Below are 24,522 nucleotides of genomic sequence, written 5' to 3'. Positions count from 1 at the left end.
CGGTCATCCCTGCTTGATGCGCAGGAACGTCACCGAGTTCGCCGGGAAGGTGTACGTGAACGTCCTCGCGACCCCCGAGAAGGTGGACGCGACCGGTGCGACGGCCGTCCGCGTCTCGGTGTTCACGGCGTCGGGCGCGGCGGCGAGGGTCGTCACCTCGGCCTTCGGGCGGACCTTCGCGCTCCCGAGGTCGACCGCCGTACGGGCGTCCACCGCCTGGGCGTTGACCACCTTGACGATCAGGTCGCCGGTCCTCTTGTCCTTGGTCACGACCTGCCGGAACGGCTCGGCCGGCTTGTCGTCGGTGAAGCTCCCCCACTCCTGGCCGTCGAGGTAGAGGGTCACCTGCCGGCCGCGGACCTTGATGTCGATGTCGTAGGCGCGGCCCGTCTCGACCGACCCGGCCTTGGAGATCAGCGTCGACTTGCCGCCGTCCACGGCCTGTTCGACGGCGGACTGGGTGTTGTTCCAGCCGCCCAGGTTCCACCAGTAGTAGGTGCCGGTGTCCTTGACGCCGAACGCGACGAGGAAGCCCTCCTTGCCCGCCTTCTTGGTGGCCTTCACGTGCACGTCGTAGTCGTGCCAGGCGGGGTCGCCCGCGGAGACCATGGTGTTCTCGGCGGCCTCGTCGCTCTGCACGTACTGCCCGTCCTGGACGCTCCAGCTGCCGCCGCCGGTGTGGGTCCACTGCGAGGCGTCACCGGAGAAGTCGTCGGCGAGGAGCCGTGTGCCGTCCGCGCCGGTCACCCGTACGTCGTCGTAGGCGGCGCTCGTGGCCCATGTCGACAGGCCGACCGCGCCCGTGATCGGTCCGTTCAGGGACGGTGTGCCGGTCGCGGTCGACGGCACGACCCGGTCGCCGGTGTTGCGCATGAAGAGCTTCTGCACCTCGTAGTTGGCGGAGTTCCAGGAGGCGTGGTTGTTGAACCAGATCAGGTCCGGACGCCACTGCACGTAGTCCTCGTTGGCGAGCAGCGGCGCGTACGAGGCCAGCTTCACGACGTCGGCGTTGCGCTCCAGGCCGGTCATGAACGCCGCTTCGGAGAGGGCGTTCTTGAAGGTGTTGCCCTGGGAGGCGTACTCGCCGAGGAAGACCTTGGGGCCGTTCCTGTCGTACGTGTCGTAGCGGTCGTTGTTCTGCAGGAACCACTGCGGGCTGTTGTAGTAGTGCTCGTCGACCAGGTCGACGTTCGCCTCCCGGTTGAGCTTCCAGGCCGTGTCGAAGGTCGTACCGCTGTCGTCCGGACCGGAGTTGGAGACGACGGTGACGTCCGGGTACGCCGCCTCGATGGCCGCGCGGAACTGCTTGAAGCGCTCGAAGTACTCGTTCGGCAGGTTCTCCTCGTTGCCGACCGCGAGGTGGGTGAGGCGGAAGGGCTTCGGGTGGCCCATCCGCGCCCGCTTCCCGCCCCATTCACTGGTCACCGGCCCGTTGGCGAACTCGATGAGGTCCAGGGTGTCCTGGATGTGCCGCTTCAGGAGCGCGTCGTCGTCGACGGCCTGGTTCTGGCCGCAGCCGGTGACGAGGGCGGGCACCACGGGCAGCGGCATGGCTCCGATGTCCTCGGAGAACTGGAAGTACTCGTAGTAGCCGAGCCCGTAACTCTGGTTGTAGCCCCAGAAGTTGGCGTTCGTCGCGCGCTGCTCGACCGGGCCGATCGTGTCCTTCCACTGGTACGCGCGCCTGCGCTCCCAGCCGGACTCCTCGTCGTACCCCTTCATGCTGCCGGTGTTGACGAGGCAGCCGCCCGGGAAGCGGACGAAGCCGGGGTCCAGGGCGGCGATCTTCCCCGCGAGGTCCGCGCGCAGGCCGTGCCCCTTGTACGTGTCGCGCGGGATGAGCGAGATCATGTCGAGCGCGGCCGGGCCGCCCGATGCCACCGTGAGGCGGCCGGTGGTGCTGGTGCGGGTCGCGGTGAGGCGTGCCGTGTACTTGGCCCAGCCGCCGCGCGCGGTGACACGCCGGGCCTGCGCCAGTTCGCCTTCGGCATCCTGGAGGGTCACCGTGAGGGCGGAGGAGCCGTCGGCGCGAGCCCAGACGGAGAAGTCGTAGCTCTTGCCCGTCTGTACCGAAAGGCCGGTGTTGTAGCCGGAGTTGGTGACGGACGAGCCGGCGCCCAGGGCGAGGTAGGTGCGGTTGCGGGCGTTCAGCCGGCCGTCGTCGTCCGCGGTGGCCGCGGTGCCGGTGGTGGCCCAGGAGGTGAGCGGGGTGTACGAGCGGTTGTCGGCGGTCGAGTACTCGAACGACCGGTTCTGCACCAGCTCCGCGTACAGGCCGCCGTCCGCGGCCCGGTTGATGTCCTCGAAGAAGACGCCGTACATGGTGTCGTCGATCTTCGCGCCCACGGCCTTCGGGTCGACGGTGATCGCGTAGTCGGTGGCGTCCTCGGCGGCGGCGCTCACGGACGTGGCGCTCACCGGGGGCGGGACGAGGAAGGAGGCGGCCAGCAGGGCGGTGGCCGTGAGGGCGAGTCTCCAGCGAGTGCGGGTGCGGGCATGTGACATGGATCCTCCGCGGCTCTGAGAGGTGCGTCTGAGGGGTGCGTCTGAGACGTACGACCGAGAAAGCTTGCGTTCGAGATATCGGACGCTGATCAGTACGTCGAACGGCAAGATAGGTAGGGGGCAGGATCACGTCAATGGGTTGGACAGGAGAGGCCGCGGTGACGGAGGGGATGGCCGGATTCCGGCCGGTGGACGATGCGCTGGCGTACCTGGCCGGGAGCTGGCACGTGGAGCGCTCGGTGCGGGATCTCGCGAGCGGGGCGACGGGCGCCTTCAGCGGGACGACGGTGTTCGAACCGCTGGACGACGACGGCTCCGGCCCCTTCGAGGGGCTGCTCCACCGTGAGTCCGGCACCTTCGAGTGGCAGGGCGTGGCCCGGCCCGCCGAGCGCACCCTCAGGTTCCTGCCGGGCGACGGGGCGAGCCGGGCCGACGTGCGGTTCGCCGACGGCCGCCCCTTCCACGACCTGGACCTCGCCACCGGCCGGCACGTCACCGACCATCCGTGCTCGGCGGACCTCTACCGGGGCGAGTTCACCGTGTACGACGCGGACCACTGGCGGACCGTGTGGCGGGTGGGTGGCCCCGCCAAGGACCTGGTCCTCACGACGGACTACACGCGCACCTGACCACACCCACCCGCTGCCCGCGTCACGGACTACACACGTTCGTACTGAGCGTCGAAGCGCAGGTTCCAGCGGCCCGCCCAGCCGATGAGGGTGGCCGTCGACAGCGGGCGCACGTCGAAGTTCCAGTACGTCGACGGGTGCGACTTCAGCGCGTAGACGAGCGCGGCGCGGACGACCGCGGGTTCCGCCACGGCGACGATCCGGCCGCCGTCATCGGCGGGGCGGGTGTCCAGCCAGCCACCGACCCGCTGGATGAACTCCGCGAGCGGTTCGCCGCCGTGGGCCGCGGAGTACGGGTCGGCGAGCCAGGCGTCCACCGCCTCGGGTTCCCGGGCCATCGCCTCCCCGAGGGTCAGCCCGCGCCAGCGGCCCATGTCGCAGTCCCGCAGGGCCGGCTGGGCCAGCGGCGCGAGGCCCAGCGCGTCACCGGTGGCCCTGCTGCGCGGGGTCGGCGAGCAGTACCGCAGCTCGGCCGCGGCGAGCGGGATGAGGGCATGGGCGACGCGCTGCACCTCGCCCCAGCCCGCCTGGTCCAGCGGCCGGTCGTCGTCGAAGCGCTCGGCGAGCAACGAGGAACCGCGGGCGGCGGCGATCAGCGTGACCCGAACATGCATGCGGCGATCGTGAGCGCCGGAACTGCACTGGTCAAGAGCTGATCGACGGCACACACGGAATACTCACGCGAGGGCCCGTACAAAGTACGTGGACGACCCATGGACGGCGAATCGGGACACCACCATCGGGACACCGCTATCGGGACACCGCCATCAGGACACCGTCATTCGAGGCCGAGCGCCATCCAGCGGTCGGGCCGGTCGAGCACCTTGAACCCGAGCTTCTCGTACACGCCGTGCGCGTCGTGCGTGGCGAGCAGCACGCGCCGCAGGCCGAGGGGCCGCAGGTGGTCGCGGACGGCGGTGACCAGGGCCGTGCCCAGCCCCTTGCCCCGCGCGGACCGGTCGACGTACACATCGCAGAGCCAGGCGAAGGTCGCCCCGTCGGTCACCACGCGCGCGTACGCCGCCTGGTCGCCCGAAACCGTCTCGTACGCACCGAAGTTGATCGATCCGGCCATCGCGCGCTCCTGCTTCTCGCGTGGCCGGCCGAGCGCCCAGTACGCGTCGTCGGCGAGCCAGCGGTGGACCCGGTCGACGTCGATGCGCGCGGGGTCGGTGGAGATCTCGTAGCCCTCGGGCGGGCTGGGTGTGTCGGTCATGGCGGGAGAGTCGCAGGTCAGGCTCCCGCTGTCGAACCGGTTTCGGCGCAGGCCGTGCGCAGCCTGCGGATGCCCTCGGTGATCTCGGCGGTGCTCGCGACCGCCGCGTAGCTCAGGCGCAGGTGGGCCGCCGGGGGCTCGGCGCTGAAGTAGGGGCGGCCCGGGGTGACGGCCACGCCCGCGCGCAGGGCGGCGGACAGGAGCGCCCACTCGTCCGTTCCGTCGGGCAGGCGCAGCCAGAGCTGGTAGCCGCCGGACGCGATGTGGGGCAGGGCGAGTTCGGGCAGCCGCAGGCGCAGGGCGGCGGCCATGGCGTCACGGCGGACGCGCAGTTCGGCCGAGACGGCTCGCAGATGGCGGGGCCAGGCGGGCGAGCCGACGAGTTCCAGGGCCGCCTCCTGGAGCGGTCGCGGTACGAAGAAGGTGTCGACGACCTGGATGGCCCGCAGCCGTTCCAGGACCGGTCCGCGGGCGGCCAGCGCGGCCACCCGGAAGCTCGGTGAGGTGGCCTTGGTCAGCGAGCAGACGTGCACGACGACTCCGTCGGGGTCGTCCGAGGCCAGCGGACGCGGCAGCGGCCCCGAGTCCTCGTGCACGAGCCGGCGTACGAAGTCGTCCTCGATGACGAACGCGCCCGCCGCGCGGGCGATCCGCAGCACCTCGCCGCGCCGCTCGGGGGCGAGCACCGCGCCGGTCGGATTCTGGAAGAGCGGCTGGCAGACGAAGACCCGGGCGCCGGTGGCGCGGAAGGCGTCGGCGAGCAGGGCCGGCTTCACCCCGTCCCGGTCCACGGGCACGGGCACGGGCCGCAGTCCGGCCGCGCGGGCGATCGCCAGCATGCCGGGATAGGTGGGCGACTCGACGAGGACCGGGGCGCCGGGCGGGGCGAGCGCGCGCAGCGCGGTGGTCAGCGCGGACTGGCCGCCGGCCGTGATGAGCACCTCGGCGGCGGTGATGGCGCCGCCGATGCCCCGTGCGAACCACTCGCGCAGCTCGGGCAGCCCGTCCACCGGCGGGCGCGCCCAGACGCCCGGGCGGCGGCCCGCCCGCGACAGCGCCGCGGCCATCGCCCGTTCCGGCTGCAGCGAGGGGTGCAGGTAGCCGCCGTTGAACTCGATGACTCCCGGCGGCGGGGCGGCCAGCGAGACGAGCACGCCCGAGGCGTCCACGGTGCGGGGTACGAGTTCGGTCGTGGCGTCCGCGCTGAGGGCGACCTCCTGCCAGGAGGTGTCCCCGACAGCGGGCCCGGCGGCGCGCGGCTCGGCCCGGAAGGCCCCCGCACCGGGCCGGGTGACCACCAGGCCCTCGGCGGAGAGCTGGGCCAGCGCCCGGGACACGGTCACGGGACTCACCCGGAACCGCTCGACGAGTGCGCGACTGGACGGCAGCTTTCCGCCCGGAGAGTAGCGGTCCAGCTCACCCCGCAGCCGATCGGCCAGATCAGCGACACTGCTACGCTCGTGCATGAGAGCAGAGAATAGCGCTACCACGCGGACCTCGATAGCGGTGGCCGGCACACCCTCCGCGCCCGGCGCACCCTCCGTGTCCGGTACACCCTCTGTACCCGGCACACCCGGCGGCCCTTCCGGGAACGTCCGGGACGCCGCCCGGCCGGACCCCCGCACCGGAACCCTCATGGCCGCGCTCGGCGTCGTCGCCTTCTCCCTCACCTTTCCCGCCACCGCGTGGGGCCTGGAGGGCTTCGGCCCCTGGTCGCTCGTGGCCGTGCGGAGCGTCCTGGCCGCGGTCGTCGCGGGCGGCTGTCTGCTCGCCCTGCGCGTCCCGGTCCCCGGCCGCCGGCACTGGGCGGGGCTCGCCGTCGTCGCCGCCGGAGTCGTCCTCGGCTTCCCGATGCTCACCACCCTCGCCCTGGAGACCTCGACGACCGCGCACGCCGCGGTCGTCGTCGGTCTGCTCCCCCTGACGACCGCCCTGTTCTCGGCGCTGCGCGTCGGCACCCGCCCCTCCCGCACCTTCTGGGTGGCGGCGTCCGCGGGCGCCGCAGTGGTCATCGCGTTCACCGTGCAGCAGAGCGGCGGCGCCCTGAGCAGCGCGGACGCCTACCTCTTCGGAGCGCTGCTGATCTGCGCGGCGGGCTACACGGAGGGCGGCCGACTGGCCCGGGTGATGCCGGGCTGGCAGGTCATCGGCTGGGCGCTGGTCCTGTGCCTGCCGCTCACGGTGCCCGTGGCCGCGGTCGCCCTGGCGTACGAGCCCGTGGAGCTGACCGCGCACAGTGTGACCGGGCTGCTGTGGGTCGCGGTCGGCTCGCAGTTCCTCGGCCTGGTCGTCTGGTACCGCGGGATGGCGGCGATCGGCATTCCGAAGGCCAGTCAGCTGCAGCTGGCCCAGCCGCTGCTCACCCTGGTGTGGTCGGTGCTGCTGCTGGGCGAGCACCTGACCCCGGCCGCCCCGCTGACGGCCGCCGCCGTACTCGTCTGCATCGCCGTCACGCAACGGGCCCGGGGCTGACCGGTTCGTCCGGCCCGGCCCCAACCCGCGCTACCCGCCGTAGACTTGCGGTCACGAATCGCCACTCCCGTGCGGAACGAGGAGGCCCTACAGATGCAGGCAACCGTAGGCGACCATCTGCTGGTGCACGGCAGGATCGTCGGGCAGCACGACAGGGTCGCGGAGGTCATCGAAGTGCTCGGACAGCAGGGGAGCCCCCCGTACCGGGTCCGCTTCGAGGACGGTCACGAGTCCCTGATGTCCCCCGGCCCCGACTGCGTGGTCCAGCACCACGAGGACACTCCCCGGTAGATCAGCGGGTGCGTCAGCGCGAGGGCTTCGCCGGCTGCTGGTAGTGGTCGGCGACCACCCTCGCCATGGCTCCGATCCGGTCGGCGGCCACTTCCTTGGCCGAGAAGAAGACATGTCCTGCCACCTGCGGATGGTCCGCGGCGAGCGTGAGATGCGCGGACAGCTCGGCCGGGTCCTGCCAGGCCGCGGGCTGCGCCGGGTCACCGGCCTTGTACAGCGCCTCACCGACGTACAGCTTCGTCCTGGTGCCCTGCGCGACCTGCGACCACCAGGGGACGAGCTTCGCGTAGTCGGCCGCGGCGAAGCCGATGTTCCAGTACAGCTGCGGGCAGATGTAGTCGATCCAGCTCTCCCGGACCCACTTCCTGGTGTCCGCGTGCAGGTCGTCGTACGTCTGCACGCCGGCCCGGCTGTCCGAGCCCAGCGAGTCGGTCGTGGCGTTGCGCCACACCCCGAAGGGGCTGATGCCGAACCGCGTGCCGGGCCTGACCTCCTTGATCCGGGCGGCCGTCTCCAGCACCAGCCGGTCGATGTTGTTGCGCCGCCACGCGGCCCGGTCCGGGAACTGCCCGCCGTGCGCGGCGTACGCGGCGTCGTCGTCGAAGACCTGGCCCGCCACCGGGTACGGATAGAAGTAGTCGTCCCAGTGGACGGCGTCCACGGCGTACTTCTTCACCGCGTCCAGCATCGCGTCCTGCACGAACGCGCGGACCTCGGGCAGACCGGGGTTGTAGTAGAGCTTCCCGCCGTAGGGCACGATCCAGTCGGGGTGCACGCGGGCCGGGTGCGAGGCGACGAGCCGCGTCGGGTCGGTGTGGTTGGCGACGCGGTACGGGTTGAACCAGGCGTGCAGTTCGAGCCCCCGGGCGTGGGCCTCCGTGACGGCGGTGCCCAGCGGGTCCCAGCCGGGGTCCTTGCCCTGGACCCCGGTCAGGTACTGCGCCCAGGGTTCGAAGGGTGAGGCCCACAGGGCGTCTGCGGTGGGGCGCACCTGGAAGATCACGGCGTTCAGCCGGCGCTCCACCGCCGTGTCGAGGTGCGCGAGCAGTTCGGCGCGCTGCTGCGCCGCGCTCAGACCGGACTTCGAGGGCCAGTCGCGGTTCGCCACGGTCGCCAGCCACATGCCGCGCAGCGCACCGGCGGGGTCCCGGCGCCGGTGCCGTCGGCCGTCGTGCCCGCCTCTGCCTCCTCCACCGCCCCCTCCCCCTCCTCCGGACAGCTCCGCCGCCACGGCCACTCCCGCCGTGACGAGTCCCGACAGTCCGGCCGCCGCGGTCAACGCGAATCCCCGTCGTGACATACGCCCCATGCCGTACACCCCAAAACGCAGTGGGTCCGCCCGGTCACGGACCGTCTACCTCGCACAGCATGCACGACCCGGCCCGCCGGACGGGGACAGATCCGGAGTAACGTGCGTGGCGTCGGCGGGTACCGGACAACGGACACCCGCCGGTCCCATGACAGTGAGAGCGGACAGCGACAGCGAAAGGGACGATGTGACCGACATCGAACGCGTCGGAGTGGTGGGCTGCGGCCAGATGGGAGCGGGCATCGCCGAGGTGTGCGCCCGCGCCGGCCTGGATGTGAAGGTCGCCGAGACCACTGGTGAGGCGTTGGAGATTGGCCGGACCCGGCTCTACAACTCGCTCTCCAAGGCCGCCGAGCGCGGCAAGATCTCCGAGGAGGAGCGGGACGCCACCCAGGCGCGGCTCTCCTTCACGACCGACCTCGGCGAGTTCTCCGACCGCGATCTGGTGATCGAGGCGGTCGTCGAGAACGAGCAGGTGAAGACGGAGATCTTCCAGGTCCTCGACCAGGTGGTGCTGCGGCAGGACGCGATCCTCGCCTCGAACACCTCCTCCATCCCGCTGGTGAAGCTCGCCGTCGCCACCTCGCGGCCCGACCAGGTCATCGGCATCCACTTCTTCAACCCGGCCCCGGTGCAGAAGCTCGTCGAGCTGATCCCGGCGCTGACCACGTCCGAGGGCACCATCAGCCGGGCGCAGTCCCTGGTGGAGAAGATCCTCGGCAAGCACGCAATCCGGGCGCAGGACCGCTCGGGCTTCGTGGTCAACGCGCTGCTGATCCCGTACCTGCTCTCCGCGATCCGGATGTTCGAGTCCGGGATGGCGAGCCGCGAGGACATCGACAACGGCATGGAGCTGGGGTGTGCGCATCCGATGGGGCCGCTCAAGCTGTCCGATCTGATCGGGCTCGACACGGTGGCCTCGGTCGCGTACTCGATGTACGAGGAGTACAAGGAGCCGTTGTACGCGGCTCCGCCGCTGCTTCAGCGGATGGTCGACGCGGGGCGTCTTGGGCGGAAGTCGGGGTCGGGCTTCTACACCTACGGGTAGGGCCCGGGTTTGTGTCGGGAGGGGGGCCGGGGGTTGCTTGTCGGCTGCGGGTCCGCTGTGGCTGGTCGCGCAGTTCCCCGCGCCCCTAAAAAGCACGGGCGCCAGCGCCCCTTCAAGGCGCCCTGGCCCCCGCTGATCCGAAGCAGTCACCCTCTGTATAAGCGCTGCCCAGTGCGGGCCCGGCTCTCTTTTGAGGGCCGGGCCCGCCGTATTCACACACCGTGTGCGGCGCGGGCACGCATATGCCCCTCGCACACGCTCCCCACGCACCCACCAGGCCTGTTGACTTTCCGTGCACATGTTAGGGATGTGACGACTACGGAAAGGAGCGGACACGTGACCGCCGACCCGGAGCATCCCGTGGTCCGAGGAGAAGTCGCAGAGTTACGTCGCCGTCTCGATGTGGCCCATGCCACCGTCGAGGGGTGCATGACTCTGCTCAGCCATCGCGCCGAACAGACCGCCAAGGAGCTCGACGACCTGAGCAGTCGGGTCATCGCGCTGGAGCACACCCGCTGGCCGCTGCGCGCGGTCGCGGTCGTCACGGCAGTGGGCGCGCTGGCCGTGGCGGTCTGGCAGGCTCTGGGCCGTTGAGCCCGTGGACGCGGTGGGGGATCAGGGCAAGGCGTCCTGCCCGAGCCTCAGATGGTGCAGGAGGAGCAGCGCGGCAGCCATATTGGCGGCCGGAACCTCACCGCGGGCGACCATGTCGGGAGCGAGCTTCAGGGGAACCCATTCCCGGCGGTCGGACTCGAAGTCGTCCACAGGATGCCCGATGTACGCGCCTTCGTCGGCCCAGTAGATGTGGTGCCGGGCGTCGGTGAGCCCGTTCGAGGGCTCGACGCTCATCAGATGGCGCAGAGGTCCCGGCCGCCAGCCGGTCTCCTCCTCCAGTTCGCGGGCCGCCGCGACGGCGATGTCCTCGCCGTCCTCGACGACGCCCGCGGGAAGCTCCCATCCCCAGCTGTCGGTGATGAAGCGGTGCCGCCACAGCAGCAGCACCTCGTTCGCCTCGTTCACGACAGTGGCCACGGCGACGGGACGCAGCCGTATTAAGAAGTGATCGAGATGCCGCCCGTCGGGCAAGGCGACATCCGCGAGATTGACGCTGAACCAGCGATTTGCGTACACGATTTGTTCGTTCTGTTTCGTCCACTGCACTTTTCTGCCACCTTTCGACGGGTAGGTGGCAATATCGCAGCAGGAGTGTCCGCACAGCAGGCTCGCAGTGTGCCGCTCCCGGCGCAGTGGCAGGCGCAAAGGCACCCGCCAGGAGGGCTCGTGGCCCACCGGGCGGTCGGGACGGTCGATGTCGGAGCTGTTCCTAGAGCGGCACGCGCAGTGCTCCGTCGATGAGTTCGGCGGCCTCGGAGGTGCCCGCGCATCCGCTGGCCACCAGGTGTTCGCGTACCGCCCGCAGTCTGTCGCGCAGCCGCTGGGACTCCATCCCGCGCGCCCGTTCCGCCATTTCGACCGCGGTGACCACCGCTCTGTCGGCGTTCCCCTGGCGCAGTTCGATCTGGCTGAGCATGGCGAGCCGGTGCACCCGGCCCCGGTCGTGCGCCGGATTGTCCACGGCAGCCGCCGCGTGCTCCCGCGCGGCGCTCAGGTCGCCGAGGCTCAACAGCGCCTCCGCCACCTGCACGTTGACCAGGCCCGGTTGGACATAACCGGTCTCGTCCGGCTCATAGCCGCGCCGGATGCGGTCGGCGGCCTGCTCGGCACGCCGGATGCAGGACAGCGCGCTGCTGCCGTCACCGAGGTGCGCGTACGCCTTGGCCTGCATCGCGGAGAGGTCCGAGGCGAGCGCCGGCGTGATGTGCCGCCCCGCGGCGCGCAGCGCGGCCTCGGCGAAGGCCACCGCCTGCCGGTGCTCACGCATGAACAGCGCCTGGTTGACGAGCAGCGCGATCACATAGGCGCCCAGTCCCCTGTCCCCGCTGGCCTTCGCGAGCCTGAGCGCCTGGTGGAAGTAGCGCTGGGCGAGCCCGTGCGCGTCGGAGTCGTACGCGCAGATGCCGGCGATCGCCACGAGGCCGCCGGTGGCGCGGTGGAGCTGACGGCCGGTCGCGTCGGTGTAGCTGCCGCGCAGCAGCGGCGCGGTCTCGGAGTTGAGGAATCCGACGATGCGCGTACGGGTCGCGACGCCGCCGGCCTTGCGGTACATCTGCTCATAGTGGGCGCGGGCGGCGCGCAGCATCTCGATGTCGGACATGCGCACGCGGTGCCGTCCGCCGCGTGAGACGTCCACGTCCTCCGGCGGGTTCTCCCACTCCCACACGGGCATCACGGCGGGCGTGCCGGTGACGGCGGGGGCGCCCAGTATGTGCGGGCGCTGCTGTTCGTCGGAGCGCCACAGCGCGGTGGCCCGCTCGACGAAGCCGGAGAGCGTCGTACCGTGCGGGGTGGCGGGTTCGCCGGGTACGCCGAGGCCGATGTCGTCGAGCGTGACGGGCCGTTGGAGCCGGGCGGCGAGGACCTCGCAGATGAGGTCGGGCACCTGGCCACGGGGGCGCTGGCCCTTCAACCACCGTGCCACGGCGGTGTGTTCGTAGCGGAGGGCGAGACCGCGCACCCGTCCTGCCTGGTTCACATGGGCCGCGAGTCCCGCGTGGGAGATTCCGGCCTCGTCGAGGATCGCGTCGAGCAGAGTGTTGGGCTGCATGAAGGCCATCCGATGGCTGGGTGCAGACGGTGCTTTTCAACCTAGCGCCTCTCCCTTCACACGGGGTGTGAACGGAGTGCCCGGATCCGGGCAGTACGCGCGCTGTTGCGGAGAGTGGTGAGCCGGTTGACTGAACTGCCTCGCAAGAGGCCGGCCGGGCCGCCGGCTCCCCCTCGTACAGTGCGGCGGCCCGGAATCACGCCGTCCGTCCCGCTGCCTGCCCGACACTCCGTGGCGGGCGGACGGTGCCGTTCCCCGCGCCCCTAGAGGGGCGTTGCCAGTTGCTCTCGGTGGGATGTCTGAACGTGTGTTCTGGCATTGGCCACCACCAACAGTGCTACGTCGTCCGTCGGGAAACCGTCTGCGTGGGCCAGCAGTTGGGTGAAGACCGTGCCCAGGACCTCCTGGGGGGAGGTCGGGTGGGTGCGGGTCGCCTCGGTCAGGGCGGCGGGGAGAGGGAAGAAGCGGCCCGCGCTGTCGCGGGCGTCCTCGGCGCCGTCCGTGTACAGGAACAGCGCCTCGCCCGGCAGCAGGGGCCCGCAGCGGGTGACGGGCAGTTCGGCGGGGAGCGGGAAGGCCCCGAGCGGCGGCAGCGGATCACCGAAGCCCAGATGCTCCACTCCGTCCTCGCCCCCGCGCAGCAGATACGGCCAGGGGTGCCCGCAGTTCAGGGCGCGCGTCTCGCCGTCGTGGCCGATCTCCAGCAGCAGCACGGTGACGAACTCCTCGGCGACGGGACTGTCGGGGTCCAGCCCGGAAGGGCCGGCCGAGGGGTGCTCGGCCTTGGCGCGCTCCCTGAGGTGCCGGGCCATGGCGCGCTCCAGTTTCCGCAGCACGCCGGGGAGTTCGGGTTCGTCGTGGACGGCCTCGCGGAAGCTGCCCAGGACGGCGGCGACCGTCCCGATGGCGGCCAGCCCGTGCCCGCGGACGTCTCCCATCACGACCCGGACGCCGTGTTCCGTACCGATCACCTCGTACAGATCGCCGCCGACGGCGGCCCCGCGGTCCGCGGAGACCTGGGCGGCGGCGACGTTCAGCCCGTCGACACTCGGGGGCAGCGGGCGCAGGAGAACGCCCTGAGCGGCCCCCGCCACTCTGCGGATCTGCCGCAGCTCCCGCAGCAGCCCCCGTCTGACGTGCAGGATCAGTCCCGTGCCGACGGCGAAGAACACGGCGCAGGTGGCGATCCGCGCGCCGAGCCCGTTCTGCTGGGCGAGCGGGCAGGCCAGCTTGTAGGTGATCGCCACCGCGCCCCAGGCGGTGGGCAGTCCCAGCGCGAGCAGCCTGCGCAGCCGCTGCCGACGGCGGACGCCGGCTCTCGTGCGACCGAAGGTCAGGTGTTTCCCCCGGTGCCCCGCCCGACGGGGCACCCCAGCCTTGCTACGGATCATGCCGACGGCCCCCCTAGGCCCTGTCCAGCACAGGCACCGACCACTTCGGCCGGGTCGATTCTGTCGACCCCACCCCCCGCCCGCCCCGAACCCCCCACACTTGTCACCCAAATGAGTGATCCCCCACAAACAGCACAAAGGGCGCCTCCGCAAGGAGACGCCCTGTGTCTTCAGGGGCGCGAGGAACTGCGCGACCGGCCACGATGCACCTGCACATCACCACACAGCCCGAGGGCAACGCCCGCTAGGGGCGCGGGGAACTGCGCGGCCAGCCACATCGGACCCGCACCCGACCGACGACCCGCAGTCCCCCGCCCCCATCAGAACCGGCGGAGCTAACTGCGCAGAACAGCCCCCGTACGCGCGCCCGCGAGGGCAACCGCCGCATCCCGCGCGGCAGACGCCTCGTCGACGGTCAACGTGCGATCCCCCGCACGGAAGCGCAACGCGTAAGCGAGCGACTTCCGCCCCTCACCGAGCTGCTCCCCCTCGTACACGTCGAACAGCCGCACGGACTCCAGGAGTTCACCCGCGCCCTCACGCAACGCGGCCTCGACCTCCGCGGCCGGCACGTCCCGCGCGACGACGAGCGCGACATCCTGCGTGGCGACGGGGAACGTGGAGATGCGCGGCGCGGCCAGCGGACCCGTACCGGCCTGCTCCAGCAGATCGAGCTCGATCTCCATGGCGCAGGTGCGCTCGGGCAGGTGCAGCGCCTTGACGACCCGCGGGTGCAGCTCACCGGCGTGGCCGACGAGCGTCTCCTCGCCGTTCACCGTGGCGTACAGCGCGGCGCAGCGCCCCGGGTGCCAGGGAGCGTGCCGGTCACCGCGCACGGTCAGTTCGACACCGGCCTCCCGGGCGACGGTACGCGCGGCCTCGACCGCGTCCGCCCAGGTGGCCGGGCGGCCCTTGCCCCACCAGCCGGCCTGCTCACGGGCGCCCGCGAGGACGACGGCGGCGCGGCGCGGCTGATGCGGCAGCGCGGAGTCGATCCCGGCGATCTCCTCGTCGGTGGGCCGGCGGTCGACGGGCAGCCGCTCGGCCTTGTGCTCCTGGCCGGTCGGCCTGAAGACCAGGCCGGTCTCGAAGAGCGCGAGGTCGTGCGAGCCCCGGCCGTCGTTGCGGCGCAGCGCGCCGAGGAGCCCCGGCAGCAGCGTCGTACGCATCGCGGGCTCTTCGTCGGAGAGCGGGTTGGCGAGCGTCACCACGGTGCGGCGCGGGTCGTCGGCCTCCAGGCCGAGCTGGTCGAGCACCTCGGTGCCGATGAACGGGTAGTTCAGCGCCTCCACGTACCCGGCGCCGGCCAGCGCGCGCCCGACGCGGCGGTGCAGCCGCTGCCGGTCGGTCAGGCCCAGGCCCGCGGGGGGCTTGGGCAGCGTCGAGGGCAGGTTCTCGTAGCCCTCAAGCCGGATGACCTCTTCGGCGAGGTCGTTCGGGTCGGTGAGGTCGGGCCGCCACGACGGCACGGTGACGATCAGCTCGTCCTGGCCGTAGACGTCGCAGCCGACCTGCTGGAGGCGGCGTACGACGGTCTCGCGGCCGTAGTCGACGCCCGCGACCTTGTCCGGGTGGTCCGCCGGGATGGTGATGGTGTGCGGCGCGGACGGGGAGATGACCTGGGTGACGCCCGCGTCGGCGGTGCCGCCCGCGAGGAGGACCAGCAGGTCGACCGTGCGCTGCGCGGCGGCGGCAGCGGCCTCGGGGTCGACGCCCCGCTCGAAGCGCTTGGACGCCTCGGAGGCCAGCTTGTGCCGGCGGGCCGTGCGGGCGATGGAGATCGGGTCGAAGTGCGCGGCCTCGACGACGACCTCGGTGGTGGTGCCCTCGGTGTCGTCGATCTCGGTGTTGGCACCGCCCATGACTCCCGCGAGGCCGATGGGCCCGCGGTCGTCGGTGATCACCAGGTCGCCGGCGTCGAGCGTGCGCTTGGCGCCGTCGAGGGTGGTGAGCTTCTCGCCCTGCTCGGCCCGGCGCACACCGATCGCACCCTGGATGCGGGAGCGGTCGTACGCGTGCAGGGGCTGCCCGAGCTCCAGCATCACGTAGTTGGTGATGTCGACGGCCAGCGAGATGGGGCGCATGCCCGCCTTCTGGAGGCGGCGCGTCAGCCAGATCGGGGAGCGGGCCTCGGGCGACAGACCGGTGACGGTCCGCGCGGTGAAGCGGTCGCAGCCCAGCGGGTCGGCGACCTGGACCGGGTACCCGAAGGCGTTCGGGCCGGGCACGTCGAGCAGCGCCGGGTCGCGCAGGTCGAGGCCGTAGGCGGTGGCGGCCTCGCGGGCCACACCGCGCATCGACAGGGCGTAGCCGCGGTCGGGCGTGACGGCGATGTCGAGGACCTCGTCGACCAGCTCCAGCAGCTCGATCGCGTCCGTGCCGACCTCGTGCTCGGGCGGCAGGACGATGATGCCGCCACTGCCGTCGTCGCCCATGCCCAGCTCGTCGCCGGAGCAGATCATGCCGTGGGAGGTCTTGCCGTACGTCTTGCGCGCGGCGATCGCGAAGTCGCCGGGCAGGACGGCGCCGGGCAGGACCACGACGACCTTGTCGCCGACGGCGAAGTTGCGGGCGCCGCAGACGATCTCCTGCGGCTCGCCGGTGCCGTTGGCGCTGCCGACGTCGACGGTGCAGAAGCGGATGGGCTTCTTGAAGCCCTCCAGCTCCTCGATGGTCAGGACCTTGCCGACGACGAGCGGCCCCTTGAGGCCGGCGCCGAGCTGTTCGACCCGCTCGACCTCAAGGCCGGCGGAGACGAGCTTGGCCTGCACATCGCGGCCGGTCTCGGTGGCGGGGAGGTCGACGTACTCCCGCAGCCAGGAAAGCGGGACCCGCATCAGATCTCCATCCCGAACGGCCGGGTGAACCGGACGTCACCCTCGACCATGTCTCGCATGTCTTCGACGTTGTGGCGGAACATCAGCATCCGCTCGATGCCGAACCCGAAGGCGAATCCGCTGTACTTCTGGGGGTCCACACCGCAGGCGACGAGCACGCGCGGGTTGACCATGCCGCAGCCGCCCAGCTCGATCCAGCCCTCGCTGGAGCAGGTGCGGCAGGGGCGGTCGGGGTTGCCGACGGACTCGCCCTTGCAGACGTAGCAGAGCATGTCCATCTCGGCGGACGGCTCGGTGAAGGGGAAGAAGTTCGGCCGCAGCCGGGTCTTCATGTCGGCGCCGAAGAGCGAGCGGACCATGTGGTCCAGGGTGCCCTTCAGGTCGGCCATGGTCAGGCCCTCGTCGATGGCGAGCAGCTCGATCTGGTGGAAGACCGGGGTGTGCGTGGCGTCCAGTTCGTCCGTGCGGTACACGCGGCCGGGGCACACGATGTAGACGGGCGGCTCACGGTCCAGCATGGCGCGGGCCTGCACCGGCGAGGTGTGGGTGCGCAGCACGACACCGGACTCGTCGCCGGAGCCCTCGGTGCCCTGCGTGCCGTTGGCGCTCCGCACGAAGAAGGTGTCCTGCATCTGCCGGGCCGGGTGGTCCGGGGTGAAGTTGAGGGCGTCGAAGTTGAACCACTCCGCCTCGACCTCGGGGCCCTCGGCGATCTCGTATCCCATGGACACGAAGACGTCCGCGACCCGCTCCATCATGGTGGTCAGCGGGTGCCGGGCGCCGGCCGGTACCCGGTCGTGGGGCAGTGTGACGTCCACGGCCTCCTCGACCAGCACACGGGCGTCCCGCTCGGCCTCCAGTTCGACCTGGCGGCCGGCGAGTGCCTTGTTCACCGCGCCACGGGCCTGGCCGACGAGCTTGCCCGCGGCGGCCTTGGCGTGCGGGGGCAGGGCGCCGATCTCGCGGTTGGCGAGGGCCAGCGGCGAGGCGCCGCCGGTGTGGGCGACCTTGGCCTCCTGGAGCGTGTCGAGGTCACCGGCGGCGGCGAAGGCGGCGAGCGCCTCGTCCCGCATGCGCTCGATCTCTTCCGGTTTCAGTGCCTCGACCTCAACAGGGTCGTACGACTTGTTCGGTGCCGACATCTCTTCCCGTGCTTCCGATTGGTTGGCCGAAGGTCCCCGTCGCGACTCGCGGGACGCCCTGTCCCTGAAAAGGGGACGCAAAGGTGCCAAAGGCCGAGTCTAACGGGGGTGAGGTGTGCGAATGCGCCCGTGGGGGCCGCTACGGCGTCACAGCAGATACGCCGGGGTGCCCACGGGCAGCGTAAATCGGAACTCGGCGCCGCCCTCGGGCGCGCGGCCGACGGTGATGGTGCCGCCGTGGGCTTCGACGATGCCCTTGACGATGTACAGCCCGAGGCCGGTGCCGCCGCGCTTGCTGCCCCGCCAGAAGCGGGTGAAGACGCGGTTCATGGACTCCTCCGGGATTCCGGGGCCCTCGTCGCTCACCGTGACCGACGTGCAGACGTCCTCCCCTTCGCGGGGCGACGGCGCGGGCTCCACGTCGATGGTGACGGTTCCCTCGCCGTGCCGCACCGCATTTTCCAGCAGATTGCTGAGCACCTGGTCGACCTTGTCGGGGTCGGCCCACAGGTCGGGCAGGGGCTGGCCGATGCGCAGCAGGAAGCGGTCGGCGGACTGTCCCGAGGCCACGTACGCCTGGATGTGCCGGCCGACGGCGGCGCCTATGTCCACCGGCTGACGCCGTACCTCAAGGCGCCCGGAGTCGATGCGGGAGATGTCGAGGAGCTCGGCGATGAGGCGGGTGACGCGGTTGGCGTCCGCGTCGACCGTCTCCAGCATCAGCTTCTTCTGGTCGTCGGTGAAGCGCTCCCACTTGGCGAGCAGCGTGGCCGTGAAGCCCTTGACGGAGGTGAGCGGCGAGCGCAGTTCGTGGGCGACGGTGGCGATCAGTTCGGCGTGGCTGCGCTCGGTGCGGCGGCGGCCCTCGGTGTCGCGCAGCGAGACGACGACCCGCCGGACCGGGCCGAGGGGCCGCACTCGCATGTACCGCGCGGTCACCAGGACCTCGCGGCCGCCGGGGAGCAGGAGGTTGCGTTCGGGCTGTCCGACCCGGATCGCGAGTCCGCCGTACGGGTCGGTGAGCTGCCACCAGCGGCGGCCTTCGAGGTCCTCCAGCGGCAGGGCCCGCTCCAGATGGTGGCCGAGGGCCTCGGCGGCGGGGGTGGCGGTGATACGGACGGCGGCGGCGTTGAAGCAGATCACCCGGCCGCGTTCGTCGGCGATCACGAGGCCGTCGGGGAGGTCGTCGGGGTCGATGCCGAGCTCTTGGAGGTTCGCGGGATCGGCGTGCCGGGGCGCGGGAGCGCTCCGCACCTCGTGTGCCCGCAGCGCGCTCTGCGCACCGCTCGTGCCGACACCCATCCCCGTACCCCACCTCTCGTCCGGCATCCGGGGCAACCTCCCTGCTCAAGCGCAGCCGAGAGCTTGGGGGGCGGGTCCCCGGGCCCGTCACCCTACTAGCTGGGAGTGACCGGACGGACCCCCTCAGGAACGAGCACGGCGGGCACGCTGCGCGCGAGCCGACGCGTAGAGACATACGGCGGCGGCCGTCGCGAGGTTCAGGGATTCGGCCTTGCCGTGGATCGGGACGCGCACGACGGCGTCCGCCAGCGCACGTGTCTCCTGCGGGAGCCCCCATGCCTCGTTGCCGAAGACCCAGGCGGTCGGCCCGCCCATGGTGCCCTTGTCGAGTTCGTCGTCGAGGTCGTCCTCGCCCGCTCCGTCGGCGGCCAGGATGCGTACGCCGGCGTCCCTGAGCCCCTGCACGGCCTGCTCCACGGGGACGCCGACCGCGACGGGCAGATGGAACAGCGAGCCGACGGACGCCCGTACGGACTTGGGGTTGTAGAGGTCGACGGAGGCGTCGGTGAGGACGACGGCGTCGGCGCCGGCCGCGTCGGCGCAGCGCAGCACGGTGCCCGCGTTCCCGGGGTCCCGGACGTGCGCCAGGACGGCGACCAGCGTGGGCCGCGCCGCGACGATGTCCTCGAAGGGGGTGTCCAGGAAGCGGCAGATGCCGACGAGTCCCTGCGGGGTGACGGTGGTCGAGATGTCGGCGATCACGTCGTCGGCGGCGAGGTGCAGCCGGGCTCCGGCTTCCCGGGCCTCCCCCACGATGTCGGCGTACCGCTCGGCGGCGTCGACCGTGGCGAACAGTTCGACGAGCGCGGGCTCGGTGCCGACGCGGTGGGCTGCGGCCTCCCGCACGGCCTGGGGCCCCTCGGCGAGGAACAGCCGCTCCTTGCCCCGGAAGCTGCGCCTCGCGAGCCGCCGGGCGGCGGAGACGCGCTGCGAGCGGGGGGAGATCAGCTCGGGGCCGCTGGACATGGACTCACCTTCGGTTCAGGGGCGGGGCGTACCGCTTGCCGCGCCGAGGGGGGTGCCCCTCCTGAAGACAGCACGCGCGGTCGAGGAGAACACGCGAACAAAACAAATGTGGGCCCGCAGCCAAAAAGGCGAGCGAGCCCACACGGAGGTTCCGGCCGAGGCCAGCGCCAGCGTCACGCAGCCTTGGGCGCGTTGACGTCCGACGGCAGGGCCTTCTGCGCGACCTCGACGAGCGCGGCGAACGCGCCTGCGTCGTTGACGGCCAGCTCCGCGAGGATCTTGCGGTCCACCTCGATGTTGGCGGCGTTCAGACCCTGGATGAGGCGGTTGTACGTCATGCCGTTCTGGCGGGCCGCAGCGTTGATGCGCTGGATCCACAGCCGACGGAAGTCGCCCTTGCGCTTCTTGCGGTCGTTGTAGTTGTAGACCAGGGAGTGGGTGACCTGCTCCTTGGCCTTGCGGTACAGACGCGAACGCTGACCGCGGTAGCCGCTGGCGGCTTCGAGGATCGCCCGGCGCTTCTTGTGGGCGTTGACTGCCCGCTTGACGCGTGCCACTTGTTAACTCCTTGTAGCGGGACCGTGGTGGTCGTCACACGGTCCGAAATCGATGGGGTCCCGGTCCTGGCGTACGGCGCCGAAGCGCCGGACGTCACTTGCCGAGAAGCTTCTTGATCTTCTTGGCGTCGCCCGGGGCCATCTCGGCGTTGCCGGTGAGGCGGCGCGTCACGCGCGACGACTTGTGCTCAAGCAGGTGGCGCTTGCCGGCACGCTCGCGGAGCACCTTGCCGGAGCCGGTGATCTTGAAGCGCTTACTGGCACCGCTGTGCGACTTGTTCTTCGGCATGGCGCCGTTCTCTCCTCGTCGGTGGCGTTCCTGTGCCCGGTCGTCAGACCGGGCACAACGGAACGTCATATGTATCGGTTGACGTCCCCGGACTCGCGTCCGGAAACCCCTGGGACTCGCACCCCGGGATCAGGCTTCGGCGGGAGCCTCGGCCGGGGCCTCTGCGGCCTCGGTCGCGGCGACCTCCTCGTCGGAGATGTCGTCACCCGCGTGGTTCTGCGACTTGCCCGGGTTGGCCTTCGCCTCCGCCTTGCGGGCCGCCTGGGCCTCGCGGGCTTCGGCCATCGCCTCTGTCTTCTTCTTGTGCGGGCCGAGAACCATGATCATGTTTCGGCCGTCCTGCTTCGGGTTCGACTCGACGAACCCGAGGTCCTCGACGTCCGAGGCGAGCCGCTGCAGCAGTCGGTAGCCGAGTTCCGGCCGGGACTGCTCGCGACCACGGAACATGATCGTGATCTTGACCTTGTCGCCCTGCTTGAGGAACCGGACGACGTGACCCTTCTTGGTGTCATAGTCGTGCGGGTCGATCTTCGGCCGGAGCTTCATCTCCTTGATGACCGTGTGCGCCTGGTTCTTGCGCGCCTCACGGGCCTTCATGGCCGACTCGTACTTGAACTTCCCGTAGTCCATGAGCTTGCAGACCGGCGGACGCGCGGTCGCGGCCACCTCGACCAGGTCGAGGTCGTACTCCTGCGCAAGCTCCAGGGCCTTGGCAAGCGGAACAATCCCGACCTGCTCACCGCTGGGACCGACAAGTCGTACCTCGGGAACGCGAATCCGGTCGTTGATGCGGGGCTCGGCGCTGATGGATCCTCCTCGGATAGCACCACACGGCTGTCTGGCAGACAGCTCGCGTACGTCTTCTCACTGAACCAACCGCCATGGGACATGAAAAATGCCCCGGACGGGACACAGGCGGTGGCTCCAAGGATGACCGGAGCACCGCCGCGGTCAACCGCGGGGCGCATATCCAGCGGCTCCATCGTCCGTACGGAACGATGGGGGCCGCCTGACCGGATGACCCGCCTTCCCGGAGGATGGTCGGGTGGGAGTTCGGAGCCTCCACTTGTGGGCCGGGCACAGGAGTGTCCGGCCGGTCGTTACACAAGGTTAGCAGTTCCCCCCGGGTGGTGCGAATCGGTGTGCGGGCACCGGTCCTGTACAGTCCCTCCGCTCTCCAGCGGGCGGGCCACGACGTCTCCCGCGGGCGGGGTCCGGCGGGCCGGGGCCTATCGTGTGGGGCATGAGTGACACCCCTCCTGAGTCCCCCGGTTTCGACGACATGACCCGCGACATCGCCGAGGTCCCCGCGGTCGAGGTCCTGGTCACGGTCGCCGTGAACCTGATGAGCGCCGCCGCCGTGAAGCTCGGCCTGTCCGAGGAGGGCGACAAGTACAAGGACCTCGACGAGGCCCGCAAGCTGGTCCACGCCCTGGCCGGGCTGCTCGACGCGAGCGCGACCGAGATCAGCTCCTTCCACGCCTCGCCGCTGCGCGACGGCCTGAAGTCGCTGCAGCTGGCGTTCCGTGAGGCGTCGCTCGTCCCGGACGAGCCGGGCCAGGGCCCGGGCGAGAAGTACACGGGCCCGGTCTACGGCTGAGCCCGGACCCGGTCCGGGCTCCGCGGCTCCGCGGCTCCGCTCCAAAACATCTAAAAAACTAAGTAAGTACTTACCGACGTACGTACAGGGGCTCGCCCGGTGGCGTCGCCTCGGCCGGCAGAAGTGCCAGGTCGAGGCCGCGCACCAGGCGGGCCCTCAGTGTCTCGTCGGCCGCGAGCCGCCGGGCGACGGCCTGTGCGGTGCCGGCCTGGTCGGCGGCCGGGTCCAGGACGAGGGCCAGGGTGCCGTCGGCCTGCCCGGGGCCGAGATGGGCGCGGAGCACCAGGGGCTCGGCGGCGACCGCGGCACGTACCGCGTCGACCACGGCGGGGTCGGCGAGCGGGTCCGCCGTCGTACGCCCCTCGGCGAGCGCCCGCAGCGCCGGTCCCGTCAGCTCGTACGCGACCGGTCCCGCCAGGTCCAGGACGACCGTGTCGGCCTTCTCGTGCGCGGCGGCCTGGAGGGCCTGGTGCAGGGGTACGGCGACGGGGCGGGCCGCCGGGTCCCAGCGGGCCAGGGACTCCGTGGAGGTGAAGGCGGGCAGCGCGGTGCGGTCGCCCGCCTTCAGGGTGGGGACGGCCATGTCGCTGGTCTTCTCGCGGCGCAGCCCGTTCTCGTCCTCCTCCACCTCGCCGAGCACGGCGACGACGGGCACCAGGAGCCGCGCGCCCTTGAGAGCCGCCAGGACGGGGCCGTGCGCGGACCGGTCCTCGGCCCAGGCCGCGAGCGCCGCGCTCAGCCGGGGATCGGCACGGCCGTCGTCGTCGGAGAAACCGGGGTCGGGGATGTTCTTGTTCGCCACGGGAGCCGAGCCTATCGGGGGCGCTCACCCGCCCGATCCGCCGGGCGGACCGCGCGCCTCGCCCGTATTGCCCGCGCCTGCCCGCCTGGGAAATAGGCCGTTCACGGGACTCAGGGGTTTCTCAGCGATCCCTGACACGCTTCTCACACGCGTCTAACCGGGCGCACAGTGGCACGGCCCAGGCTCGCGGCATGTTCCCTCACAGAGCACGCCGGCACGGTGACCGCCCGTCCCGCGCCAGGCCGCTCGGGCACGCGGCGGTCGCCTCCCTCGTCCTGCTCGGCGCCACCGCCTCGGGGGCGGTGTACGTGAGTGCGCGGGCGCACGACGCCGGTGAACTCGTATCCTCCTCGGCGGCATCCCGTACGACGGCCCCGAAGGAGGCGACGGTGGAACCTGTGACGGCGTCCTCGTCCGCGGAGCCCACCCCCGTGTCCGGGGACGCGTCGCTCGCGGAGGCGATGGGCTCCGTCTCCGTCGGGTCCGGGGCGCGGCTGTCGGTGGCGGTGCTGGACACCGAGTCCGGGCGGAGCGCGGTCCACGGGGACGCGGCGTTCGACACCGCGAGCATCGTGAAGGCCGACATCCTGGCCGCGCTGCTGCTGCGGGCGCAGGACGCGGGGCGGGAGCTCACCGCGCAGGAGAAGACGTACGCCTCCGCGATGATCCGCGACAGCGACAACGCGTCCGCCACCGCGCTGTGGCAGGCGATCGGCCGGGCGCGGGGGCTCGCGGCGGCCAACGCGCGTCTCGGCCTCGACGACACCGAGGGCGGCGACGGGGAGCTGTGGGGGCTGACGCAGACCACGGCCGCCGATCAACTCACCCTGCTGGGGCAGATCTTCGGGGACGCCGACGCATCGGAGCTGGACGAGGGCTCCCGGTCCTGTCTGCAGGGGCTGATGGGTGACATCGCCGTGGGCCAGGACTGGGGGGTGTCGGCCGCGGGGCCGACCGGGTTCGCCCTGAAGAACGGGTGGCTGCCGCGGACCGCGACCGGGCTGTGGGACATCAACAGCATCGGGCGGGTGGAGGTGGACGGCCGCGCGTACCTCGTCGCGGTGCTGTCGGACGGCAACTCCACGAAGGCCGAGGGGATCTCGATGGTGGAGGCGGCGGCGAAGGCCGCCGTGAACGCCCTGGCGGAGCCCGGGAGCTGAGGCCTACGGGAGGTCGCTGAGGCGGTTCCCGGGGTGACGGGGCCGTCTGCTGCCCCGCCACAGGACGGTCGCCACGACGAGGAGCACCCCGCCGACGCTGCCCGCCAGGGGGCCGGCCCAGGCGGTCGAGGGCCCGTCGTCCTCGGCGGTGTCGGGGCCCTTGCCGAAGTACTGGTCGGAGTTGGCCGCCGCCCTCAGGTTCTCCGGCTTCAGGCCCGCCGCCCCCGGGTTTGGGGGGGCCGGGGCCCCGCAACCGGATACCCCGGGGTGGTCACCGCCCCCCGCGGGGGGGGGGGGGGGCGGGGGCACAAGGAGGTGCAGTTTGTGCGCCGGGGGCCCCC

22 protein-coding genes and 1 pseudogene are annotated in these 24,522 nt (G+C 71.5%); 7 read left to right on the top strand and 16 right to left on the bottom strand.

The window, feature by feature from the left end:
* Positions 1 to 3: 3 nt before the first annotated feature.
* On the bottom strand, positions 4 to 2,505 hold the full coding sequence (locus ACFWGJ_RS17685) for an alpha-L-arabinofuranosidase C-terminal domain-containing protein (RefSeq protein WP_387325164.1): 2,502 nt from the start codon (positions 2,503 to 2,505) through the stop codon (positions 4 to 6).
* 170 nt (positions 2,506 to 2,675) lie between these two features.
* On the opposite strand from ACFWGJ_RS17685, the gene ACFWGJ_RS17680 reads away from it, so the two are divergent.
* The gene (locus ACFWGJ_RS17680; RefSeq protein WP_387325184.1) at positions 2,676 to 3,134 is read left to right on the top strand and encodes a DUF6314 family protein; all 459 of its coding nucleotides are present in this window, start codon (positions 2,676 to 2,678) and stop codon (positions 3,132 to 3,134) included.
* 29 nt (positions 3,135 to 3,163) lie between these two features.
* Here the strand turns inward: ACFWGJ_RS17680 and ACFWGJ_RS17675 are convergent, their stop codons facing one another.
* The 3 genes from ACFWGJ_RS17675 to ACFWGJ_RS17665 all read right to left on the bottom strand — a co-directional run bounded on the left by ACFWGJ_RS17675 (position 3,164) and on the right by ACFWGJ_RS17665 (position 5,816).
* Complete coding sequence (locus ACFWGJ_RS17675; protein ID WP_387325161.1) at positions 3,164 to 3,748, bottom strand: histidine phosphatase family protein; 585 nt, start codon at positions 3,746 to 3,748, stop codon at positions 3,164 to 3,166.
* A 164-nt stretch (positions 3,749 to 3,912) separates the two neighbouring features.
* A complete protein-coding gene (locus tag ACFWGJ_RS17670; protein ID WP_387325159.1) occupies positions 3,913 to 4,350 on the bottom strand; it encodes a GNAT family N-acetyltransferase in 438 nt (145 codons plus the stop codon).
* Positions 4,351 to 4,367: 17 nt separating this feature from the next.
* Positions 4,368 to 5,816 (bottom strand): PLP-dependent aminotransferase family protein, encoded by a 1,449-nt coding sequence (locus tag ACFWGJ_RS17665; protein WP_387325156.1) that lies wholly within the window; start codon positions 5,814 to 5,816, stop codon positions 4,368 to 4,370.
* Between ACFWGJ_RS17665 and ACFWGJ_RS17660 the strand changes: the two genes are divergently transcribed.
* Complete coding sequence (locus ACFWGJ_RS17660) at positions 5,815 to 6,822, top strand: DMT family transporter (protein ID WP_387325153.1); 1,008 nt, start codon at positions 5,815 to 5,817, stop codon at positions 6,820 to 6,822. The two genes, ACFWGJ_RS17665 and ACFWGJ_RS17660, sit on opposite strands and share 2 nt — an antisense overlap.
* 93 nt (positions 6,823 to 6,915) lie before the next feature.
* A complete protein-coding gene (locus ACFWGJ_RS17655) occupies positions 6,916 to 7,113 on the top strand; it encodes a DUF1918 domain-containing protein (protein ID WP_210891986.1) in 198 nt (65 codons plus the stop codon).
* A 13-nt stretch (positions 7,114 to 7,126) separates the two neighbouring features.
* Here ACFWGJ_RS17655 and ACFWGJ_RS17650 read toward each other — a convergent pair whose 3' ends face one another.
* Positions 7,127 to 8,422 (bottom strand): glycoside hydrolase family 10 protein, encoded by a 1,296-nt coding sequence (locus ACFWGJ_RS17650; protein ID WP_387325151.1) that lies wholly within the window; start codon positions 8,420 to 8,422, stop codon positions 7,127 to 7,129.
* 187 nt (positions 8,423 to 8,609) lie between these two features.
* On the opposite strand from ACFWGJ_RS17650, the gene ACFWGJ_RS17645 reads away from it, so the two are divergent.
* Together ACFWGJ_RS17645 and ACFWGJ_RS17640 are read left to right on the top strand one after the other, a co-directional pair.
* Positions 8,610 to 9,470, top strand: a complete 861-nt coding sequence (locus ACFWGJ_RS17645; RefSeq protein WP_366783615.1) for a 3-hydroxybutyryl-CoA dehydrogenase — start codon at positions 8,610 to 8,612, stop codon at positions 9,468 to 9,470.
* A gap of 336 nt (positions 9,471 to 9,806) precedes the next feature.
* Positions 9,807 to 10,064: a hypothetical protein gene (locus tag ACFWGJ_RS17640; protein ID WP_267025437.1), complete on the top strand. Its 258-nt coding sequence runs from the start codon at positions 9,807 to 9,809 to the stop codon at positions 10,062 to 10,064.
* Between the two features lie 21 nt (positions 10,065 to 10,085).
* Here the strand turns inward: ACFWGJ_RS17640 and ACFWGJ_RS17635 are convergent, their stop codons facing one another.
* The 10 genes and pseudogenes from ACFWGJ_RS17635 to infC form a co-directional block, all read right to left on the bottom strand.
* On the bottom strand, positions 10,086 to 10,631 hold the full coding sequence (locus ACFWGJ_RS17635; protein ID WP_107019813.1) for an NUDIX hydrolase: 546 nt from the start codon (positions 10,629 to 10,631) through the stop codon (positions 10,086 to 10,088).
* Between the two features lie 163 nt (positions 10,632 to 10,794).
* Positions 10,795 to 12,135 carry a transcriptional regulator gene (locus ACFWGJ_RS17630; RefSeq protein ID WP_387325146.1) on the bottom strand — a complete coding sequence of 447 codons (1,341 nt, stop codon included), beginning with the start codon at positions 12,133 to 12,135 and terminating at the stop codon, positions 10,795 to 10,797.
* 263 nt (positions 12,136 to 12,398) lie between these two features.
* Complete coding sequence (locus ACFWGJ_RS17625) at positions 12,399 to 13,526, bottom strand: PP2C family protein-serine/threonine phosphatase (protein ID WP_387325143.1); 1,128 nt, start codon at positions 13,524 to 13,526, stop codon at positions 12,399 to 12,401.
* A 335-nt stretch (positions 13,527 to 13,861) separates the two neighbouring features.
* Positions 13,862 to 16,363 (bottom strand): phenylalanine--tRNA ligase subunit beta, encoded by a 2,502-nt coding sequence (pheT, locus tag ACFWGJ_RS17620; protein ID WP_387325140.1) that lies wholly within the window; start codon positions 16,361 to 16,363, stop codon positions 13,862 to 13,864.
* Positions 16,363 to 17,505 carry a phenylalanine--tRNA ligase subunit alpha gene (gene pheS / locus ACFWGJ_RS17615; protein ID WP_387325137.1) on the bottom strand — a complete coding sequence of 381 codons (1,143 nt, stop codon included), beginning with the start codon at positions 17,503 to 17,505 and terminating at the stop codon, positions 16,363 to 16,365. Before pheS ends, pheT begins: the two co-directional genes overlap by 1 nt.
* 147 nt (positions 17,506 to 17,652) lie before the next feature.
* The gene (locus ACFWGJ_RS17610; protein WP_387325181.1) at positions 17,653 to 18,807 is read right to left on the bottom strand and encodes an ATP-binding protein; all 1,155 of its coding nucleotides are present in this window, start codon (positions 18,805 to 18,807) and stop codon (positions 17,653 to 17,655) included.
* A gap of 123 nt (positions 18,808 to 18,930) precedes the next feature.
* Positions 18,931 to 19,773 carry a TrmH family RNA methyltransferase gene (locus tag ACFWGJ_RS17605; RefSeq protein WP_387325134.1) on the bottom strand — a complete coding sequence of 281 codons (843 nt, stop codon included), beginning with the start codon at positions 19,771 to 19,773 and terminating at the stop codon, positions 18,931 to 18,933.
* A 173-nt stretch (positions 19,774 to 19,946) separates the two neighbouring features.
* Entirely contained in the window at positions 19,947 to 20,330 is a 384-nt protein-coding gene (gene rplT, locus ACFWGJ_RS17600; RefSeq protein WP_107019818.1) for a 50S ribosomal protein L20, read from the bottom strand.
* Between the two features lie 94 nt (positions 20,331 to 20,424).
* A complete protein-coding gene (gene rpmI / locus ACFWGJ_RS17595; protein WP_019065473.1) occupies positions 20,425 to 20,619 on the bottom strand; it encodes a 50S ribosomal protein L35 in 195 nt (64 codons plus the stop codon).
* 129 nt (positions 20,620 to 20,748) lie between these two features.
* Positions 20,749 to 21,451, bottom strand: a pseudogene (gene infC, locus ACFWGJ_RS17590) (translation initiation factor IF-3).
* 411 nt (positions 21,452 to 21,862) lie between these two features.
* Between infC and ACFWGJ_RS17585 the strand changes: the two are divergent.
* A complete protein-coding gene (locus tag ACFWGJ_RS17585) occupies positions 21,863 to 22,219 on the top strand; it encodes a DUF1844 domain-containing protein (RefSeq protein WP_107019820.1) in 357 nt (118 codons plus the stop codon).
* Between the two features lie 70 nt (positions 22,220 to 22,289).
* Here ACFWGJ_RS17585 and ACFWGJ_RS17580 read toward each other — a convergent pair whose 3' ends face one another.
* Entirely contained in the window at positions 22,290 to 23,021 is a 732-nt protein-coding gene (locus tag ACFWGJ_RS17580) for an SseB family protein (RefSeq protein WP_387325131.1), read from the bottom strand.
* 191 nt (positions 23,022 to 23,212) lie between these two features.
* Here ACFWGJ_RS17580 and ACFWGJ_RS17575 point away from each other — a divergent pair, with 191 nt between their 5' ends.
* Complete coding sequence (locus ACFWGJ_RS17575) at positions 23,213 to 24,181, top strand: hypothetical protein (protein ID WP_387325128.1); 969 nt, start codon at positions 23,213 to 23,215, stop codon at positions 24,179 to 24,181.
* The last annotated feature ends 341 nt before the right edge of the window (positions 24,182 to 24,522 follow it).

The organism is Streptomyces sp. NPDC060205 (genome assembly GCF_042728395.1).
Taxonomy (GTDB): Bacteria; Actinomycetota; Actinomycetes; order Streptomycetales; family Streptomycetaceae; genus Streptomyces.
Note: the sequence above shows the minus strand (reverse complement) of the source record. Positions and strands in the feature narration are given on the sequence as shown.

Bases quoted from the DNA above. Each gene is read 5' to 3' on its own strand.
- ACFWGJ_RS17685 (WP_387325164.1), bottom strand. From the start codon at position 2,505: ATGTCACATGCCCGCACCCGCACTCGCTGGAGACTCGCCCTCACGGCC.
- ACFWGJ_RS17680 (WP_387325184.1), top strand. From the start codon at position 2,676: ATGGCCGGATTCCGGCCGGTGGACGATGCGCTGGCGTACCTGGCCGGG.
- ACFWGJ_RS17675 (WP_387325161.1), bottom strand. From the start codon at position 3,748: ATGCATGTTCGGGTCACGCTGATCGCCGCCGCCCGCGGTTCCTCGTTG.
- ACFWGJ_RS17670 (WP_387325159.1), bottom strand. From the start codon at position 4,350: ATGACCGACACACCCAGCCCGCCCGAGGGCTACGAGATCTCCACCGAC.
- ACFWGJ_RS17660 (WP_387325153.1), top strand. From the start codon at position 5,815: ATGAGAGCAGAGAATAGCGCTACCACGCGGACCTCGATAGCGGTGGCC.
- ACFWGJ_RS17665 (WP_387325156.1), bottom strand. From the start codon at position 5,816: ATGCACGAGCGTAGCAGTGTCGCTGATCTGGCCGATCGGCTGCGGGGT.
- ACFWGJ_RS17655 (WP_210891986.1), top strand. From the start codon at position 6,916: ATGCAGGCAACCGTAGGCGACCATCTGCTGGTGCACGGCAGGATCGTC.
- ACFWGJ_RS17650 (WP_387325151.1), bottom strand. From the start codon at position 8,422: ATGGGGCGTATGTCACGACGGGGATTCGCGTTGACCGCGGCGGCCGGA.
- ACFWGJ_RS17630 (WP_387325146.1), bottom strand. From the start codon at position 12,135: ATGCAGCCCAACACTCTGCTCGACGCGATCCTCGACGAGGCCGGAATC.
- ACFWGJ_RS17625 (WP_387325143.1), bottom strand. From the start codon at position 13,526: ATGATCCGTAGCAAGGCTGGGGTGCCCCGTCGGGCGGGGCACCGGGGG.
- pheT (WP_387325140.1), bottom strand. From the start codon at position 16,363: ATGCGGGTCCCGCTTTCCTGGCTGCGGGAGTACGTCGACCTCCCCGCC.
- pheS (WP_387325137.1), bottom strand. From the start codon at position 17,505: ATGTCGGCACCGAACAAGTCGTACGACCCTGTTGAGGTCGAGGCACTG.
- ACFWGJ_RS17610 (WP_387325181.1), bottom strand. From the start codon at position 18,807: ATGGGTGTCGGCACGAGCGGTGCGCAGAGCGCGCTGCGGGCACACGAG.
- ACFWGJ_RS17605 (WP_387325134.1), bottom strand. From the start codon at position 19,773: ATGTCCAGCGGCCCCGAGCTGATCTCCCCCCGCTCGCAGCGCGTCTCC.
- rpmI (WP_019065473.1), bottom strand. From the start codon at position 20,619: ATGCCGAAGAACAAGTCGCACAGCGGTGCCAGTAAGCGCTTCAAGATC.
- ACFWGJ_RS17585 (WP_107019820.1), top strand. From the start codon at position 21,863: ATGAGTGACACCCCTCCTGAGTCCCCCGGTTTCGACGACATGACCCGC.
- ACFWGJ_RS17575 (WP_387325128.1), top strand. From the start codon at position 23,213: ATGTTCCCTCACAGAGCACGCCGGCACGGTGACCGCCCGTCCCGCGCC.